The 16,049-nt window shown below is 73.9% G+C and carries 14 protein-coding genes; 2 read left to right on the top strand and 12 right to left on the bottom strand.

Going from position 1 to position 16,049, the window contains the following annotated elements; all coding sequences use genetic code 11:
• Window positions 1-18: 18 nt before the first annotated feature.
• On the top strand, window positions 19-1,785 hold the full coding sequence (gene aspS / locus AC07F3_RS13830) for an aspartate--tRNA ligase (protein ID WP_479113660.1): 1,767 nt from the start codon (window positions 19-21) through the stop codon (window positions 1,783-1,785).
• A 265-nt stretch (window positions 1,786-2,050) separates the two neighbouring features.
• Here the strand turns inward: aspS and AC07F3_RS13825 are convergent, their stop codons facing one another.
• Genes AC07F3_RS13825 through AC07F3_RS13790 form a run of 8 tightly spaced genes read right to left on the bottom strand, consistent with a single transcriptional unit; the run spans window position 2,051 to window position 10,490 of the window.
• On the bottom strand, window positions 2,051-3,328 hold the full coding sequence (locus tag AC07F3_RS13825) for a zinc ribbon domain-containing protein (RefSeq protein WP_479113658.1): 1,278 nt from the start codon (window positions 3,326-3,328) through the stop codon (window positions 2,051-2,053).
• Between the two features lie 6 nt (window positions 3,329-3,334).
• The gene (locus tag AC07F3_RS13820) at window positions 3,335-3,901 is read right to left on the bottom strand and encodes a phage tail protein (RefSeq protein WP_479113657.1); all 567 of its coding nucleotides are present in this window, start codon (window positions 3,899-3,901) and stop codon (window positions 3,335-3,337) included.
• Entirely contained in the window at window positions 3,898-5,844 is a 1,947-nt protein-coding gene (locus tag AC07F3_RS13815; RefSeq protein WP_479113655.1) for a putative baseplate assembly protein, read from the bottom strand. The genes AC07F3_RS13820 and AC07F3_RS13815 overlap by 4 nt, the downstream gene beginning before the upstream one ends.
• The gene (locus AC07F3_RS13810; protein WP_053724991.1) at window positions 5,844-6,284 is read right to left on the bottom strand and encodes a GPW/gp25 family protein; all 441 of its coding nucleotides are present in this window, start codon (window positions 6,282-6,284) and stop codon (window positions 5,844-5,846) included. The genes AC07F3_RS13815 and AC07F3_RS13810 overlap by 1 nt, the downstream gene beginning before the upstream one ends.
• 10 nt (window positions 6,285-6,294) lie before the next feature.
• The gene (locus AC07F3_RS13805; RefSeq protein WP_479113652.1) at window positions 6,295-8,223 is read right to left on the bottom strand and encodes a VgrG-related protein; all 1,929 of its coding nucleotides are present in this window, start codon (window positions 8,221-8,223) and stop codon (window positions 6,295-6,297) included.
• Window positions 8,220-8,942 carry a CIS tube protein gene (locus tag AC07F3_RS13800; protein WP_479113650.1) on the bottom strand — a complete coding sequence of 241 codons (723 nt, stop codon included), beginning with the start codon at window positions 8,940-8,942 and terminating at the stop codon, window positions 8,220-8,222. The genes AC07F3_RS13805 and AC07F3_RS13800 overlap by 4 nt, the downstream gene beginning before the upstream one ends.
• A 2-nt stretch (window positions 8,943-8,944) precedes the next feature.
• The gene (locus tag AC07F3_RS13795; RefSeq protein ID WP_053724988.1) at window positions 8,945-9,382 is read right to left on the bottom strand and encodes a phage tail protein; all 438 of its coding nucleotides are present in this window, start codon (window positions 9,380-9,382) and stop codon (window positions 8,945-8,947) included.
• Between the two features lie 46 nt (window positions 9,383-9,428).
• Window positions 9,429-10,490: a hypothetical protein gene (locus AC07F3_RS13790; protein ID WP_479113648.1), complete on the bottom strand. Its 1,062-nt coding sequence runs from the start codon at window positions 10,488-10,490 to the stop codon at window positions 9,429-9,431.
• A 901-nt stretch (window positions 10,491-11,391) separates the two neighbouring features.
• Between AC07F3_RS13790 and AC07F3_RS13785 the strand changes: the two genes are divergently transcribed.
• Window positions 11,392-12,435 (top strand): hypothetical protein, encoded by a 1,044-nt coding sequence (locus AC07F3_RS13785; RefSeq protein ID WP_479113646.1) that lies wholly within the window; start codon window positions 11,392-11,394, stop codon window positions 12,433-12,435.
• Between the two features lie 725 nt (window positions 12,436-13,160).
• Here AC07F3_RS13785 and AC07F3_RS13780 read toward each other — a convergent pair.
• Genes AC07F3_RS13780 through AC07F3_RS13765 form a run of 4 tightly spaced genes read right to left on the bottom strand, consistent with a single transcriptional unit; the run spans window position 13,161 to window position 15,855 of the window.
• Entirely contained in the window at window positions 13,161-13,319 is a 159-nt protein-coding gene (locus AC07F3_RS13780) for a DUF6760 family protein (RefSeq protein ID WP_162952566.1), read from the bottom strand.
• Window positions 13,316-13,765, bottom strand: a complete 450-nt coding sequence (locus AC07F3_RS13775; RefSeq protein WP_479113644.1) for a hypothetical protein — start codon at window positions 13,763-13,765, stop codon at window positions 13,316-13,318. Before AC07F3_RS13775 ends, AC07F3_RS13780 begins: the two co-directional genes overlap by 4 nt.
• Complete coding sequence (locus AC07F3_RS13770) at window positions 13,765-14,208, bottom strand: phage tail protein (protein WP_114041299.1); 444 nt, start codon at window positions 14,206-14,208, stop codon at window positions 13,765-13,767. Before AC07F3_RS13770 ends, AC07F3_RS13775 begins: the two co-directional genes overlap by 1 nt.
• A gap of 60 nt (window positions 14,209-14,268) precedes the next feature.
• Window positions 14,269-15,855 carry a phage tail sheath family protein gene (locus AC07F3_RS13765; RefSeq protein WP_479113642.1) on the bottom strand — a complete coding sequence of 529 codons (1,587 nt, stop codon included), beginning with the start codon at window positions 15,853-15,855 and terminating at the stop codon, window positions 14,269-14,271.
• Window positions 15,856-16,049 lie beyond the last annotated feature (194 nt).

Genomic DNA, 16,049 nt, shown 5'->3' with positions numbered 1-16,049 from the left:
CGAAGAATTGGATGAACGATGCACCGGTACCGGTCCCACACCTGCGGCGAGCTCCGCGCCTCCGACGTCGGCAGCGACGTCCGGCTGAGCGGCTGGCTGCACAATCGCCGAGACCTGGGCGGCATTCTCTTCATCGACCTGCGGGACCACTACGGCATCACCCAGCTGGTCGCCCGGCCCGGCACGGCCGGCGCCGAGGCTCTGGACAAGCTGTCCAAGGAGACCGTCGTACGCGTCGACGGCAAGGTCGTCTCGCGCGGCGCCGAGAACGTGAACGGCGAGCTGGCGACCGGCGAGATCGAGATCGAGGTCGGCGAGGTCGAGGTGCTCGGCGCCGCGAACCCGCTGCCGTTCACGATCAACGCCGAGGACGGCGTCAACGAGGAGCGGCGCCTGGAGTACCGCTTCCTCGACCTGCGCCGCGAGCGCATGCACCGCAACATCATGCTGCGCAGCGCCGTGATCGCCTCCATCCGCTCGAAGATGGTCGCGCTCGGCTTCAACGAGATGGCCACCCCGATCCTGACGGCGACCTCCCCCGAGGGCGCGCGTGACTTCGTGGTCCCCTCCCGCCTGAACCCGGGCAAGTTCTACGCGCTGCCGCAGGCGCCGCAGCAGTTCAAGCAGCTCCTGATGATCTCCGGCTTCGACCGGTACTTCCAGATCGCGCCCTGCTTCCGCGACGAGGACGCCCGCGCCGACCGCTCGCCGGGCGAGTTCTACCAGCTCGACGTCGAGATGAGCTTCGTCGAGCAGGAGGACGTCTTCCAGCCCATCGAGAAGCTCATGACGGAGCTGTTCACGGAGTTCGGCGGCGGCCGCGAGGTCACCAGCCCCTTCCCGCGCATCCCGTTCCGCGAGTCGATGCTGAAGTACGGCAACGACAAGCCCGACCTGCGCGCCAAGCTCGAACTCGCCGACATCACCGACGTGTTCGAGGGCTCGGAGTTCAAGGCGTTCGCGGGCAAGCACGTGCGCGCGCTCCCGGTGCCGGACGTGGCCTCGCAGTCCCGGAAGTTCTTCGACGGGCTCGGCGAGTACGCCGTCTCGCTCGGCGCGCAGGGCCTGGCCTGGGTGCGGGTCGGCGAGGACGGTTCGCTGTCCGGCCCGATCGCGAAGTTCCTCACCGACGAGAACGTCAAGGTGCTCACCGAGCGCCTCGGGCTCGTCCCCGGGCACGCGGTGTTCTTCGGCGCGGGCGAGTTCGACGAGGTCTCCAAGATCATGTCGGGTGTGCGGGTCGAGGCCGCGAAGCGGGCCGGGCACTTCGAGGAGGGCGTGTTCCGGTTCTGCTGGATCGTCGACTTCCCGATGTACGAGAAGGACGAGGAGACCGGGAAGATCGACTTCTCGCACAACCCGTTCTCCATGCCCCAGGGTGGCCTCGCCGACCTGGAGGAGAAGGACCCGCTCGACATCCTGGCCTGGCAGTACGACATCGTCTGCAACGGCATCGAGCTGTCCTCGGGCGCGATCCGCAACCACGAGCCCGAGCTGATGCTGAAGGCGTTCGAGATCGCGGGGTACGACCGCGAGACCGTCGAGGCCGAGTTCGCGGGCATGCTGCGCGCGTTCCGCCTCGGGGCGCCGCCGCACGGTGGCATCGCGCCGGGTGTCGACCGCATCGTGATGCTGCTCGCGGACGAGCCGAACATCCGGGAGACCATCGCGTTCCCGCTGAACGGCAACGCGCAGGACCTGATGATGGGGGCGCCCACGGAGCTGGACGAGTCCCGTCTGCGCGAGCTGAACATCGCCCTGCGCAAGCCGGTCGCCGACAAGTAAGGGGCCGCGCCCCTTTCCAACCCCCTGGGCCCTTGGTGGGCCCGGGGGGTTTCGCCTTCCCCACCCCGCCCCTTCCCGAGTCCCTCCGGGGGTTGGGGGTGAAGGGGAGGTATTTCCCGGGGCGCAGCCCCCGCCCCCCGAGCGGGGGCTGCGCCCCCTGCACCCCTGCGGGGGTTGGGGGCGCCCTAGGCCCCTGCGGGTGGGTGGGTCGGCGTCTCGTGGCTGCGCCTCCTGCGCCCCTGCGGGGGTCGGGTGGCGGAGGGCGTCAGTTCTTTGAGCGGGCGAAGAATTCCAGTTCCGCTATGGCCACCTGCTTGTCCTTGGCCGCTCCGAAGGCCGAGCGCAGGATGAGGCGGACCGAGGCCGCGTTGCGTACGCGGACGTCGATGCGCTGGACGCCGCCGTCGTTGATCGAGCGGTGCGAGGTGTGCTGCTTGCCGCTGGAGTCGGTCACCACCAGGTCGAACTCCTGGGGGCGGGCCTGCTCCGACTGCTGGCCCTGGCGCGTGGAGGTGCCCGGGGTGATCAGCATCGCCAGCAGGTCGGTGGGCTGGCCGAACGTCGCCTCCAGGTAGGTGCCCTGCGCGTCGCCCGCGAAGCCCGTGCCCCACCAGGTGTTGGAGTAGCTGTCGAAGGCCAGCTCCGGGCCGTGCTGCCGGTCCGAGTGGGAGGCCGTCCACGCCGTCGGGTGCACCGCCACCCGCTTGGCGAAGTGGTCCTGCACGGCCCGGGCCGCCGGGGGGCCGCCGATGACGCCGCCCACGACCACGGCCACCACCGCCGCTGCCACCAGCGCCCTTGCTATCCAGCGCTTCCTGTCCCGGTGCAGCGGGGGGCGCTGGCCCGCGTACGGGCCCGTCGCGTTGTCCTCGCGGCGCGGGGTCAGCGGGGTGGCGCAGCTCCGGCAGAAGTTGCGGTGCCCGTGGTTGGCGGTGCCGCAGGCGGGGCAGGGGGCGCCGCTCTCCGGCTCGGGGGCGGCCGTCGTGCGGACCTTGGGGCGGGCCGCCTCGGGGCGGCCGGGCAGGACGGTGCCGGGGGCCTCCGGGGCCTGGGCGGCCGAGGCCTCCGCCACGGGGACGAGCAGGGCCCGGGCCGCGTCCGCGGCCGAGGTCGTGCGCGCCTCGGGCAGGGGGGTGGTCTCCCGGGCGTCGTCCGCCACCGCGGGGGTCGGGACGGTCACCGCTTCCGGGCGGGCGGGCGGCGCGGCCGGGGCCGCCGGTTCCGCGGGGCCGGACGCGTCCGGCACGAAGACGGGGGTGCCCGCGGGCGGCGTGGGGGCGTCCGGGGCGATGCTCCGCGCGGCGGGCTCCTCGGCGGGCCGGGCCGGTTCCGGGGCGGGCGCCGCCTTCTCCGAGGAAGCCGAGGAAGTCGAGGAAGCCGCCGGGGCCGCCGGGCGCGACGCGTCCCCCGAGGGCGAGGACGCCGGCGGGTTCGTGGGGGCCGTCCAGCGGAGGAAGGCCCCGCAGGAGTCGCAGAACGACTGGCCCGTGGCGCGCGCCGGGGTGCCGCAGTCGGGGCAGGGGACCATGGCCGGGGTGGACATGAAAGGTCAGTTCCCTTCGTGGGTAAGGGTTTTCGCGGATACCTCGGCCGTGAAAGGGAGGTGGGCGGGGCGGGCCGCCGCCACCACCGCCTGGAGGCGGTGGGGGTCGACGACGGACGGGTCGGAGACCCTCAGGGTCACCCGGAGGGAGGCCTTGGGGGCGCCCGGGAAGGGGCCGAGGGGACGGGCCGACCAGGTCGCGCCGCCGCTCTCGGTGATCTCGGGGCGTACCCCGAAGGCCAGTTGGACCGCCCGCTCCAGACCCAGGGCGGTGCCGCGCACCCGGTGCAGGGAGACCGCGGTGGCCACCGCGTGACGGCGGATCTCCAGCGGCTCGGTGCCGTCGAGCTCGGTGCCGACCCAGCCCGTCAGCCAGTCCACGAAGTCCTCGGGGGCGAGCGCCGGGTCGAAGTACGCCTCCAGGCAGTCCAGGACGTTGAACAGCGGGGCCAGGATCACGTCCAGGCCCTCGACGAAACGCTGGGCGAAGTCGTCGTCCGCGTACACCGCGGGCAGCTGGCCGCCCAGCGGGTGCGACGAGCCGAGCCCCTCGACGGTTCCGCGCGCGCTCATCGGGCCTCGATGACGCGGACGCGGTGGTCGAAGGGGAACAGGAGCGCGGAGGGGGAGAGCTCGATCCGGTCCGTCGCGTCGCCCCGGCGGCCGGTCAGCGGGTCCGCCGGGTGGAGCAGGACCTCGTCCACCAGCTCCACGCCCGGCACGCGTTGCAGGGCCGCGAAGATCTCGCCCGCCCGCAGCGGGCGCCCGAAGGGCCAGCCGGTGCCGTGGGCGCCGCCGGTCAGCGGGTCCAGGTAGGAGTACAGCGCGTTGAGCGCCTCGTCGCGTACGTGGTCGGCCTTCGCCGCGCGGAACGCGTGCAGCGTCGCCACCACCGTGACGCCCTGGTAGAACGGCGGGCCCACCGCCAGGCGGGTGCCCAGCGGGCGGCGCTCGTCGAGGAACGTCGTGACGCGGCCCAACAGCTCGTCGCCGGGCACGAGTTGCTCGAAGCGGAGCCGTCCGCCCCGGTCGGGGACGGCCTGCGGGACGACCAGGACGCGGACCGCGTTGTCGCCGGACTCGGCCGCGTCCGCCGCAAGGCAGGCGATGCGCGCGGTCTCGGGCGCGGCCCGGCGGGCCAGCTCCTCGTAGTCGCGGGCGGTCACGGCGCGCTCCTGGGCGCGCAGCGCGATGGGGGCGCGGACCTTGGCCTCCTCGACGGTCTCGCCGTCGACGCCGCCGCGCGCCGCCTCCCGGTTCTCCACGCGCGCGATGTACGGGATCGAGCTGCGCAGGACCTGGATCGAGCCCCGGGCCACGTTGCCGGAGCGGCCGCCACCGGTGCCGTAACGGGAGGCGCGGATGGCGGCGCCCTTGATGGGCACGGCCCCGAACTGCCGTACCGTGCCGTCCGGTTGGCGCACCGACGGGCCGAAGGCGAGCTCGCCGGTCGCCGCGTCCAGGGTGAAGTGGCGGTCGAAGGGGCCCGAGGAGGCGAAGTCGTCGACCGCCTCCCACTCCTCCCAGCCCTCGCCCGCCGAGATCTCCAGGCGTACGCCGCCGACGACCGGCGCGTGCGCCAGCATCAGGCGCTGGCCGGGGACGCCCTCGGAGTCGCCGAGGGACTCGTCGCGCACCGTCTCGGCGTGCGAGACCCGGGTGGTGCCGCCGATGGTGAACGCGGAGGCGCCGCGCACGGTCGGCGAGACGCTGTAGAACGGCTGGCCGGGCGCGGCCTCCACGACCCGGCAGCGCACCCAGCCCGCGTCCAGGCCGCCCATCCGGGACACGGTGTGCGCGGCCGGCATGTGCAGGACGACCTCGCCGGGGCGGTTGAGGCCGCCGGTGGTGTCCTCGGCGACCTCGCACTCGGCCCAGCCGTCGGCCGTCCACGCCTCCCACACCAGCGGGGGCTGACGGGGGTCGACGCCGACGCCGTCGACGCGGCTGTCCAGGCGCAGCGCGGCCGTGCAGTGGGGCAGGGCCGCCGACAGGCCGAACAGCAGCATGTCGCCGGGGAGCGGGCCGGAGCTGAACACGGAGACGTCGTTGCCGCCGAGCACGTCCTGCGAGCAGTTCTCGGGGGCGGACCCGGCGGGCTGGCGCAGCACCTGGTCGAGCTGGCAGGGCACGATCGTCAGATCGTCGTCGGACGCGAAGACCACCGCCTCCTCGGTCTCGGTGCGGCCGGTGGCGACCTCGGTGCCGCGGGGCAGCAGCACCGGCTCGGTCTGCGGCGCCGACAGCCAGAACGTCACCGACGCCCTGGCCGCCGACGGCGGGAACAGCGTCACGCCGAGCAGGTCGAGGAAGGCCAGCTGGTTCTTCTCCGGGACCCGGTTGAGCCGGTACACGAGCTGGTCGGCCATGTGCGCGACGGCTTCGATGAGGGTGACGCCCGGGTCGGAGACGTTGTGGTCGCTCCACTCGGGGCAGCGCTGCTGGATGTAGCGCTTGGCGTCGTCGACGAACTGCTGGAAGCGGCGGTCGTCGAGATGGGGTGCGGGCAGGGCCATCAGTGTCGTTCGCTTTCGCCGGCCGTCGGGCCTGGCTGGTCGCCGCCCTCGGAGGGAATCACATAGAAGGGGAAGACGAGGCTGCGCGGGTTGTTGGTGCCGCGCACCGAGTAGCGCACGTCGATGTGCAGCACGGTGGGCTCGTCGGGAGCCGGGGTCACGGTGACCTCCTCGACCTCGATCCTGGGCTCCCAGCGGTCGAGCGAGGTGCGCACCTCGTAGCGGATGCGCCCGGCGGTGGCGTCGTTGACGGGCGCGAACACCAGGTCGTGCACGGCGCAGCCGAACTCGGGTCGCATGGGACGTTCGCCCGGCGCCGTGGCCAGCACCAGGCGCATGGACTCCTCGATCTCGCGGTCGCGCCGGGCCAGGGCGATGCCGCCGCCCGGGTCGGTGCGCATCGGGAACGCCCAGCCGGCCCCGACGAAGTGTTCGCTCATCTCAACTCTCCTAGATGATGGGGGCGCCGTTGACCAGCGGGGCCGCGGACGTCAGCTCGATGGCGGCCGCTCCGCTGAGGGCGACGGTCGCCGCGGTGATGCTGGCGTTGGCGATCGCCGTGATGGCCGCCTCGCCCGCCGCGTTCACCGACACCGCGCCGCCCGCGGCGATGGACGCCTCGCCGCCGGCCTTCACGTCGAAGGCGAGGCCCGCCTTGACGTTGATGGCCATGCCCGCGTCGATCTCGATGCCGGCGCCCGCCTTCAGGCTCAGCATGCCGCCGGCCTTCAGGGACAGGTTGCCGCCCGCCTCGATGTCGACGCTGCGGGTGCCCTTGATGTCGACGCTGCCGTCGCTGTTGATGGTGAGGGAGGTGCGGGCCTCGTTCAGCTGGATGTGCAGCCTGCCCTTGCCGGTGCGCAGCCGGATGCCGCTGGACAGGCGGGCGGCGCCGCCCTCTTCGAGCAGTTCTACGGTGTGTCCGCTGCGGGCGGTCACCGAGCGCCAGTTGATCTGCCCGCTGGTCGGGTCGACGGCCGGGATGTTGTCCGGTTCGCGGGTGTGCTTGTCGACGCCGTTGTAGAGCCCGGCGATGACGTACGGGTGCTCCAGGGAGCCCCGGTCGAAGGCGCACAGCACCTCGTCGTTGACGTCGGGGAGCAGCAGCCCGCCGCCGCCCTTGCCGCCGAACTGGGCCACCCGGCACCAGTCGCTCTCGTACGTCTCGGACAGCCACGGGAAGCGCAGCCGGACCCGGCCGAGCCGCAGCGGGTCCTTGGTGTTGGTGACCAGGGCGACGGCCACGCCCGGCATCGGGGGCGCCTGCTCGGTGCCGCCCGCGGCGAGCCCGTACAGCGAACGGAACTGGCGGCCCGAGACGGTCAGCCAGGTCGTGTACTGCTCGCCGGAGGCGAAGACGTGGCGTACGCCGGTGGCCGTGTACTTGCCCTCGAAGGGGAAGCCCGCGCCCTTCACGGCGATGGGGGTGCCGGGCTTGAGGTCGGGGTTGCCGGTGACGGCGACCTCCAGCTCGGCGAACGCGCCGGTGACGTCGTCGGCGAGGGCCTGCGCGGCGTGCGTGACCTCGGACAGGGTGGTGTACGGGATCTGCGTCGCGGTGAGCTCGGCCGCGCCGAAGGGGGCGGTCACCGTGGCCGGGGTGATGTCGGCGACGATGTCCTTGCTGGTGACGGCCGGGGCGGGGGCGGCGAGTTGGCGCTTGGTGCGCATGTCCCAGCCGCGCACGCTGACCTTCTTGACCTGCCCGGCCGAGGTCATCGCGATCCGGCTGTGCAGGGTGTTCGTCCCGAAGTCGAGGACGTACGGGCTCTGGGCGGCGGGGGTCGTGTCGGAGGGGGCGCCCGAAGCGGGCTTCAGCTCGGCGAAGTCGAGCTTGCCCAGGTTGTCGAAGGACAGCCGGACGTCGTTCTCGGCGGCCAGGCGCGACAGGAAGTCCCAGTCGGTGATGTTGGGCTGGGTCGCCAGGTCGTACACCGTGGACGTCGAGTCGATCTTGCCGAGCGTGAGGCCGTTGAGTCCGGCGATGCGGCGCACGATGTCGGAGGCGGTCATGCTCGGGTAGCCCTCGACGCGGCGGTTGCGCAGCAGCCGGTGGCCGGGGTCGTAGCCGCGCACGACGAGCTGGCGGCCGGTGCCGGGCTCGGCGTCCACTTCGAGCGCGGTGATCTCGCCGGTCAGCATCGGGTCGCCGCGGCGGCCGTCGGTGAACGGGCTGAGGACCACCTTCGCCCCGATCTTCAGCATCGGGTACTTGGTGGTGACGACGCCGTCCTTGTCGCTGAAGGTCAGCTGGAAGGCGGAGGGGACGTTGACGGAGGCGTCCACCCAGCCCTCGATCAGGCGCACGGCCAGCGGGTCGGGCAGCACCGCCCCGTTGATCTGGACGTGCAGGACGGTGGTGAAGGTCTTCTCGCTCACGCGGCCCCCTCCGAGGAAGCGGGCAGGAGCAGCTCGGTGCCGGGGCGCAGCCGCATCGGGTCGTCGATCTCGTTGGCCTCGGCGATCACCCGCCAGCGGGTGGCGTCGCCGTACTCGCGCCAGGCGAGCGAGGCCAGCGTGTCCCCGGCGACCGTGCGGTGCACCCGGCGCGCGGAGAGCGCGCCCGAGGTCGGGTTCTGGCCCTTGGTGCTGGTCGCGACCTCGGTCAGGGAGAGGTTGCACGTGGCGCGCAGGGGCGTGCCGTTGGGGCTGAACAGGGTGTAGTTGGCGTTCACGTTCGTCACGTACGCCGTGAACTCGACGGTCGAGAACGAGCCCCAGCTGAACTTCACGAACGGCGGCGAGGGCGCCTTGGAGGCCACGCTCTGCGGGGTGACCTCGCAGCACGAGAGCAGCAGGTCCACCTGCTTCTGCACGGTGTTGGAGCTGGGCGTGCCCGACGCGTCGAGGAACACCTCCAGCTGGAGGGCCGCGGGCTGCGCCCCGGTGAACTTGGCGGGCGCGCCGCGGGTGTAGGCGATGGCCGGCATGACGACCCAGCTGGACGAGCGGCCGAGCTGCACCTGCGACGGGTTGAACTGGAACTTGACCTCGCCCATGAGCCCGCCCACCGCGCCACCGAGGTCGGTGGGCGGCTGGTGGATGGCGAGGGTGGCGCGGGACAGACCCGCCGCCTTGCCTCCGGTCGGAGCGGCCATGGTCAGGCACCTCCCGCGTCGGTGAAGCCGTGGTGGGCGATCTCCAGGGTCTCGGTGGCCACGCTCGGGCTCGCCGGGTCGAGGCTCGGCCCCGTCCAGCGCACCGGAAGCACCTCGATGAGGCCCCACTGCGCGACGATCGAGCCGTCGGCGCGCAGCGCCGCGATCTGCGCGGTGGGCCGGGTGATGCCGGAGGCGAGCGAGGAGATCCAGGACGCGACCTTGGAGGTGTCCGCGGTCAGCGGACGGGTCAGCCGGATCGTGGAGAACGTGACCCGGGTGGGTAGTTGCCAGACGAACCCGTTGTTGCCGCCCTCCTGGCGTTGCTCCACCTCGACCTCGGAGGCGAGACCGTCGCAGCCGTTGAACAGGCCGAGGTTCTGGCCGTCGATGGTCAGCTTGAAGAAGACGGTGGATCCGGGGTCAAGGGTGGAGGGCATGGGGTGGTCTTCCGTCGGTGGGAGTGGTTACGGCAGGTCGTGGGGGTCAGCGGTCGCGCAGGCGCCCGATCCGTTCGCGGTCACCGCGCAGCTCGGCCCGGAGCAGCCGGGACAGCGGCGCGACGAGCCGCCGGGCCAGCGCGTCGATGTCGGGCGCCTGCTCGGTCTCGGGAGCGGCGGGCTGGGCGGAGGCGGCCGCGGGTGCCGGTGGTTGCGTGGAGCGCTGGGCGGCGGGCGGTTCGGCCTGCCGCTGTACGGCCTGTCGCGGTACGGGGGCGGAGTACTGCGGGACGGGCGCGGGTGCGGGAGGCGCGGGCGGTGGGCTGCTCCGGCGTACGGGGACGACGGGCGCCGGGCCCTGCTCGGCGGCCCGCTGTACGGACGGCCGCGTGGTGCCGGGCCGGTCGGCGGGCCGGCGCAGCGGCACGACCGGGCGGCTGTCGTTCCCGGCCGGTACCCGCTGGAGCGGTACGGGCGCGGCGGCGGGCACGCTCACCGGGCGGCCCGGGGTTTCGGCGCCCTGGTGCCGGGTGGTCAGCGGCCGTGCGGAGGCGAGCGCGGGGCCGTCAACAGCCGCTCGCTGCAAGGGAGTCGGCCCGGGCAGGCGGACCTTGCGGAGCGGGGTGACCGGCTCGGCCGGGGCGGGGGCGACGGCGCGCTGGACGACGGGCGGTTCCGGAACCGGCGCGGGGGTGGGCGCCTGGACCGGTGCCGGGGGCGGCGTGGTGCCCGGGGTGAGGGGCGCGCCGATGAGCGGCCGCCGCTTGGCCGCGTCCGGAGCCGCGCTCTGCACGCGGCTGACCCGCCGCACGATGGGCTTGCGCTGTACGGGCGGCGCGGGGGTCCCCGCATCGGTGGGGGAAACCGACGCGGGGACGTCCGAGGGGCCGCCGGGGGCGACGGCGGAAGGGGCGGCCGCGGGCGCCTGAACAGGGGGCCGCACCACGCCGACGGGGTCGAGGTGGTGGGAGGGCCGCACGGCACGGGGCGCGGCCGTGAGCGACCGTCGCCCGACCGCGGTAGCGGCCCGCTGCACGGGCAGGGCGGGGGCGTCGGGCGCGGCACCGGGACCGGAGCGGCTCGGCGTGGCCGTGACGACCCGCCGCACCGCGGGAGTCGCCCGGTCCGCGACCAGCGGCGCCTCCGCCGAGCGGGGACCCGTCGGGCCGGACGAGGGCAGACCCCCACGAGACCCGTCCCCGGCCCCACCGGCACCGGGGTTGCCCGACGAGCCCGGGGAACCCTCAACCGTGCGCTGCACAGCGGGACTTGGGGCTGCACCCGAAGCCGCGCGGGAGGGATTGTCCCCCGCGCGCGGAGGGATGGCGGCGGCCCGCTGGATCGGCGGCCCGATGGGGGTGGCCGGTACGGGCTTGGCCGGCTGGGGGCGTACGGGCGGGACTGCGGCCGCGCCGGGGCTGCTCAGGGCCCCCTGGGCGGGCGCGGATGCCGGACGCGCGGGGTTGGTGGAGCCCGACGGCGAGGGTGCGACCGCGCGCTGCACAGGGCCGGTTGAACCGGTCCCGGACGCCTCCGTCGAGCGGGTCGCGCCGGGCCGGACGGCGCCATGCGCAGCCGGGCCCGCCGGAGCCGGGCCCTTCGCGGGCTCGGCCGCGCGCCGCACGGCGGGGGTCGCGCCGGGCGGGTGGTTCACGGGCCCGGCGGTGGGCCGGGCACTCCGCTGCACGGGGCTGGGCGTCGTGCCGGTCGAGGTTGCGTCTTGCGCGGGGGCAACGGGCTGCGCGCCCGCAGGGGTGGGCGCCGTACGGGAGTCGTCGGCGCCGGCCCTGCGCTGGACGGAGGGCGCGGCGGGGGACGTGGGCCGCGGGGGCGTACCGGGAGCGTTCCTGGAGCCCGAGTTGGGCTCAACCGCGCGCTGAACAGGCCCGGTTGAGGCAGCGGGCGCGGGCTCCGCCGAACGACTGGCGCCGTGCTGCCCGAGGGGCTCGGCCTCGCTGGACAGGGGGCGGTCGGCCTGCGGCGCGTCTGTCCGGGAAGAGGGCGCCGGGGTGACGGCGGGCGTGGAGGCGGCCGGTCCCGCACCGGATGCCGACGTGGCCGCACGCTGGACCGCCGGGGCCGCGCTCGCGGGGGCCGGGGTGGAGCCGGAGGCGGACTTCGCGGCGCGCTGGACGGCGGGTCCGGGGTTCGTCGGTCCCGGGGTGGCCGGAGGACGGGTCGGGCTGGCCGCGGGTCCCGGGGTGGCCGGGGAAGAGGTGGGGCCGGGCGCGGGGTCGGCCGTGCGCTGTACGGCCGGGCCGGGGCTCGTCGGTCCCGGGGTGGAGTTGGCCGTGCGTTGTGCGGTGGGGCCGGGGGTGGTCGTCCTCGGGGTCTCCGGGGCAGGGGTCGAGCTGGGCGCAGGCGTGACCGCTCGCTGTACGGCGGGACCCGCACTGGCCGGGCCCGCAGTGGCCGAGGGTGAGTTGGTGCTCGGGGTGGAGGCGGTCGCGGGCTTGGCCGCGCGCTGGACGGCGGGGCCGGTGTTCGTCGTCCCCGGGGTCGCCGGTGCCGGGGTGGAGCCGGAGCTCGGGGTGGAGGCGGAGCTCGGGGTGGAGGCGGTCGAGGGCCTGACCGCTCGCTGGACGGAGGGTCCGGCGCTCGACGGAGCCGCACTTGCCGGACCGGCGTTCGCCGAGGGTGAGTTGGGGCCGGCCGCGCGCTGGACGGCGGGGCCGGTGTTCGTCGTCCCCGGGGTCGTCGGAGCGGGGGCGGAGCTGGACGCGGGCGTCGCAGCACGCTGGACGGCCGGGCCCGTAGCAGAGCCGGCCGCAGGTGCGGGGGCGCGCTGGACGGCGGGACCCGCGTTCGTCGCGGGTGTGGCTGAACGCTGGACAGCGGGCCCAGCGCTCGCCGGACCCGGACCAGCGCCCGGGGCCGAGCCCGTCGTCGGCGTGGCCGGTCGCCGGACAGCGGGCCCGGGGTTCGTCGAACCGGCGTCGTTCCGAGCCGGGTTGGTGGCCGGGGCGGAACCCGTACTCGGCGTCACCGCTCCCTGGGGGGCGGGTCCGGCATTAGCCGAACCAGTCTTGCCCCGCGCGGAGTTGGCGGGCTGAGCCGGTGTCGCGGCTCGCTGGGCAGCCGGGCCGGAGTGGGCCGAACCAGGCTCGCCCCGCGCGGAGTTGGCGGGCTGAGCCGTTGTCGCCGCGCGCTGGTCAGCCGGGCCGGAGCGGGCCGAACCAGTCTCACCCCGCCCGGAGTTGGCGGGCTGAGCCGTTGTCGCCGCTCGCTGGACAGCCGGTCCGGCGTGAGCCGAACCAGTCTCGCCCCGCGCGGGGTTGGCGGGCTGAGCCGGTGTCGCCGCTCGCTGGGCGGTGGGGCCGGCGGGCGTCGTTCCCGGGGTGGAGCCCGTCGTGGACGGGGCGGCCGACCGCTGCACCGGAGCCGTCGGGGCGGAGGGGGTCTCCGCCGGGGGCTCCGGCGGCCTTCCCGCCACCGGGAGGCGCAGCAGCGGGAGGGGCAGGGCGGAAGGGGTGCCCGCGACCGGGGTGAGGGCGTTGTGGAGGACGCCGTGCGGAGCCGTCGGAGAGACGGCGTGGGTGAGCGGGCGTACGACCGACAGGTCCTGGTGGGCGGCCAGGGTCGCGCCGAAGCCGGCCTCCGCGGTGAGGCGGGGCGCGGCCAGGGCGCGCTGCATCGGGGGCGCGGCGGCCCAGCCGCCGTCCCCCTGGGCGGGGGACGGCGACGGGGCCGGGGGCGCGTCCTCGAAGGCCGCGGTCACCGCGGTCTCCACGGCCTCCGACGACCGGCTACGCCGGCGCTTGAACAGGCCCATCCCCCGTCACCGCTCCCCTTCGCCTTGTTCCACCAGTGCCGCCACCCGCCGTACGTACGCCCGCCGGTCCGCATGCTCCAGGTCGAGGATGGAGTCCATGTCCCAGTGGAAGTGGTAGGCGAGGTACGCGGTCTCCTCCTCGATCCGGTCGGCCGCGTACGTCACGATTCCCCCAGGCGGCTCCCGGCCAGCTCGACCTCGAAGGACTGCTCGCAGTGCGGGCAGGCCACGGCGGCCCGGGTGTGGCCCTCGGCGTTGATCTGCCGGTAGAAGTCCTGGAGGAAGGCGAGGTCGGAGGCGAACATGTTCTCCACCGTGCCGTCGTGGACGTCACCGAGCGTGCCGAGCCGGGTGATGACCCGCCCGAGCAGCACCACCGACAGGTACGCCGGGTTCTCGCGGACCCGTACGTCCCGCAGCGGCACCAGCTCGTCGCGGGCCGTCGCGAGCCGCATCGCGCCGCGCCGGTGCACGGTGCCCGCCTCGTCGACGTACCCGCGCGGCAGCTCGAACTCGAACTCGGTGCGCAGGGTCTCCCGGGCGCCCGATGCGGACGGAGCGTCGGAACCGGGGACCGCTCCCCCCGGAACTCCAGGACCTTCGCGGCGCATTACTCGATGACCAGCTCTTCGAAGGTGATGGTGACCTGCTCGGTCATGGCGGAGGCGTCGCCGGCCTTGACCGCGCTGACCTCGACCTTGGTGCACCAGGCGTTGCGCAGGTGGTAGCGCTTCACCGGGCTGTCCATGTAGTCCATCATGATGATCGAGGCGTTCTTGCGGGCCGAGCCCATGTTCCCGTCGATGGACTGCTTGATCCACTCGGAGAACGTCGAGGACTGCGTGGCGCCGCGGGTCACCGTGCACTCACCGGCCTTCTTGACGCCGGGCAGCTTCTTGATGATCGGCTTGCCGTCGGCCGAGACCTGCTGGTACTCGATGACGTCCTGCTCCATCGAGAGGCTGCTGACCTCCTGAAGGTACTCGACCATGACGCCGTCGATCTGCAGGCCGAAGTTGTGTGTGGTGAGAGCGTCACCGGGCTGAAGCGACATGCTGGGTTACTCCTGTTCGTGCGAAAACGGCTGGGGGACAAGCGGGTTGGAGGGTGCTGCCTACTCCTCCAGCTCGCCGCCGCCGCCCGAGAACTGGGCGAGCCGGAACACGACGAACTCGGCGGGCTTGACGGGCGCGATGCCGATCTCGCAGACCACGCGGCCGAGGTCGACCGACTCCGGCGGGTTGGTCTCCTCGTCGCACTTCACGTAGAAGGCGTCCTCGGGGCGCTGGCCGAACAGGGCGCCGCTGCGCCACTCGTTGACCAGGAACGCGGAGATGTTGCGGCGGATGCGGGCCCACAGGGCGTGGTCGTTCGGCTCGAACACGACCCACTGGGTGCCGATCAGGATCGACTCTTCCAGGTAGTTGAAGTACCGGCGCACGTTCAGGTAGCGCCAGGCCGGGTCGGAGGCCAGCGTGCGGGCGCCCCAGACGCGGATGCCGCGGCCCGGGAAGGCGCGGATGCAGTTGACGCCCACCGGGTTCAGGAGGTCCTGCTCGCCGCGGGTGATCTGGAGCTCCAGGTCGACGGCGCCGCGCACGATCTCGTTGGCCGGAGCCTTGTGCACGCCGCGCTCGGCGTCGTTGCGGGCCCAGATGCCGGCCATGTGGCCGGACGGCGGGACGATCTGGGTCTGGCCGCTGGACGGGTCGAAGACCTTGATCCAGGGGTAGTACAGGGCGGCGTAGCGGGAGTCGTAACCGGCCACCTCCATGCGCCACTTGCGGATGTCGCGGGCGTTGAGCCCGGGCGGCGGGTCGAGGACGGCCATGCGGTCGCCCATCAGCTCGCAGTGCGCGACCATGCCGAGCTGGACGGCCTTGACCTGCTCCAGGTCGATCAGACCCTGCTGGTAGGCGGCCATCAGGTCGGGCGCCGCCACCATGTTGATCTCGTCGAGGGCCTCAAGGCCGCCGAAGCCGGTGCGGTCGGCGGAGTCGCCGATGAACTGGCCGGACTCGATGCGGGCGACCGAGGTGCCGGTGGGGGCGGGCGCGGGGGCGGCGGTGGGCGGGGCCAGGGTGACGGACTGCGCGTCCGGCTTGGCCAGCTGGCCACCGGCCACGGCCTCCTCGACGGTGATCGTCTTGGAGCGCTGCTTGACCTGCGTCACGACGAAGTTGCGGGCCGACTTCTTCGCGCTGACGTCGAAGTTCTCGACGACCGTCTCGCCGTCCTTGACGACCAGCTTGAAGCGGTCGCCGTTGGACTCGCCCTCGGCGTCCTGCACCTCGACGGTGAGCGCGCCGCCGTTGGCGGAACCGGCGGCGATCGCCGACACCTTGAACGTGCCGAGCGCCACGGCCTCGCCGGCGGTGATCGCCTGCGGCCCGGCGGCGGCCGCGGCCTGCGGGGCGGCCTGGCCGGCGCCGCCGTCGGAACCGCCGACGCGCACGACGTAGGCGGCCGTACCACCGTTGTTGAAGAAGCCGTAGACGGAGTGCGCCAGGTAGTACCCGTCCGTGAACTCGCCGAACTCGGCGACGTACTGGGACCAGTTGGTCACCAGCGTCGGCTCGTTGAGCGGCCCCACGGGTGCGAGCCCGACGAAGGCGGCCACCGAGGTGCCGACCCCTTCGATGGGCCGGGATCCGCTGGCGACTTCCTCGACGTAGACGCCGGGGGACAGGTAGTTGGGCACGGGAGGCTGCTCCTTGTTGCTGGGTGTACGGAGGTGTGGGCTAGCGCCCGACGACCGTGGGGCCTAGCTGAGCGCGGGGTGGACGGCTCGCTCCGAATCCGAGCTGCATGCGGCTGTCCCGCCCCCCGAAACGCTGCTACCGGCCAATTACCCCTCCAGCCTCGCGCGGCCCGGCGCGCGGGGGGAGGGGAGAA

The sequence above is a fragment of the Streptomyces sp. NPDC045846 genome (assembly GCF_056431605.1).
This window is presented reverse-complemented; position numbering and strand designations above follow the sequence as displayed.

Coding starts and splice junctions, on each gene's coding strand:
- aspS (WP_479113660.1), top strand. CDS start 19: ATGCACCGGTACCGGTCCCACACCTGCGGCGAGCTCCGCGCCTCCGAC.
- AC07F3_RS13825 (WP_479113658.1), bottom strand. CDS start 3,328: ATGTCCACCCCGGCCATGGTCCCCTGCCCCGACTGCGGCACCCCGGCG.
- AC07F3_RS13820 (WP_479113657.1), bottom strand. CDS start 3,901: ATGAGCGCGCGCGGAACCGTCGAGGGGCTCGGCTCGTCGCACCCGCTG.
- AC07F3_RS13815 (WP_479113655.1), bottom strand. CDS start 5,844: ATGGCCCTGCCCGCACCCCATCTCGACGACCGCCGCTTCCAGCAGTTC.
- AC07F3_RS13810 (WP_053724991.1), bottom strand. CDS start 6,284: ATGAGCGAACACTTCGTCGGGGCCGGCTGGGCGTTCCCGATGCGCACC.
- AC07F3_RS13800 (WP_479113650.1), bottom strand. CDS start 8,942: ATGGCCGCTCCGACCGGAGGCAAGGCGGCGGGTCTGTCCCGCGCCACC.
- AC07F3_RS13795 (WP_053724988.1), bottom strand. CDS start 9,382: ATGCCCTCCACCCTTGACCCCGGATCCACCGTCTTCTTCAAGCTGACC.
- AC07F3_RS13775 (WP_479113644.1), bottom strand. CDS start 13,765: ATGCGCCGCGAAGGTCCTGGAGTTCCGGGGGGAGCGGTCCCCGGTTCC.
- AC07F3_RS13770 (WP_114041299.1), bottom strand. CDS start 14,208: ATGTCGCTTCAGCCCGGTGACGCTCTCACCACACACAACTTCGGCCTG.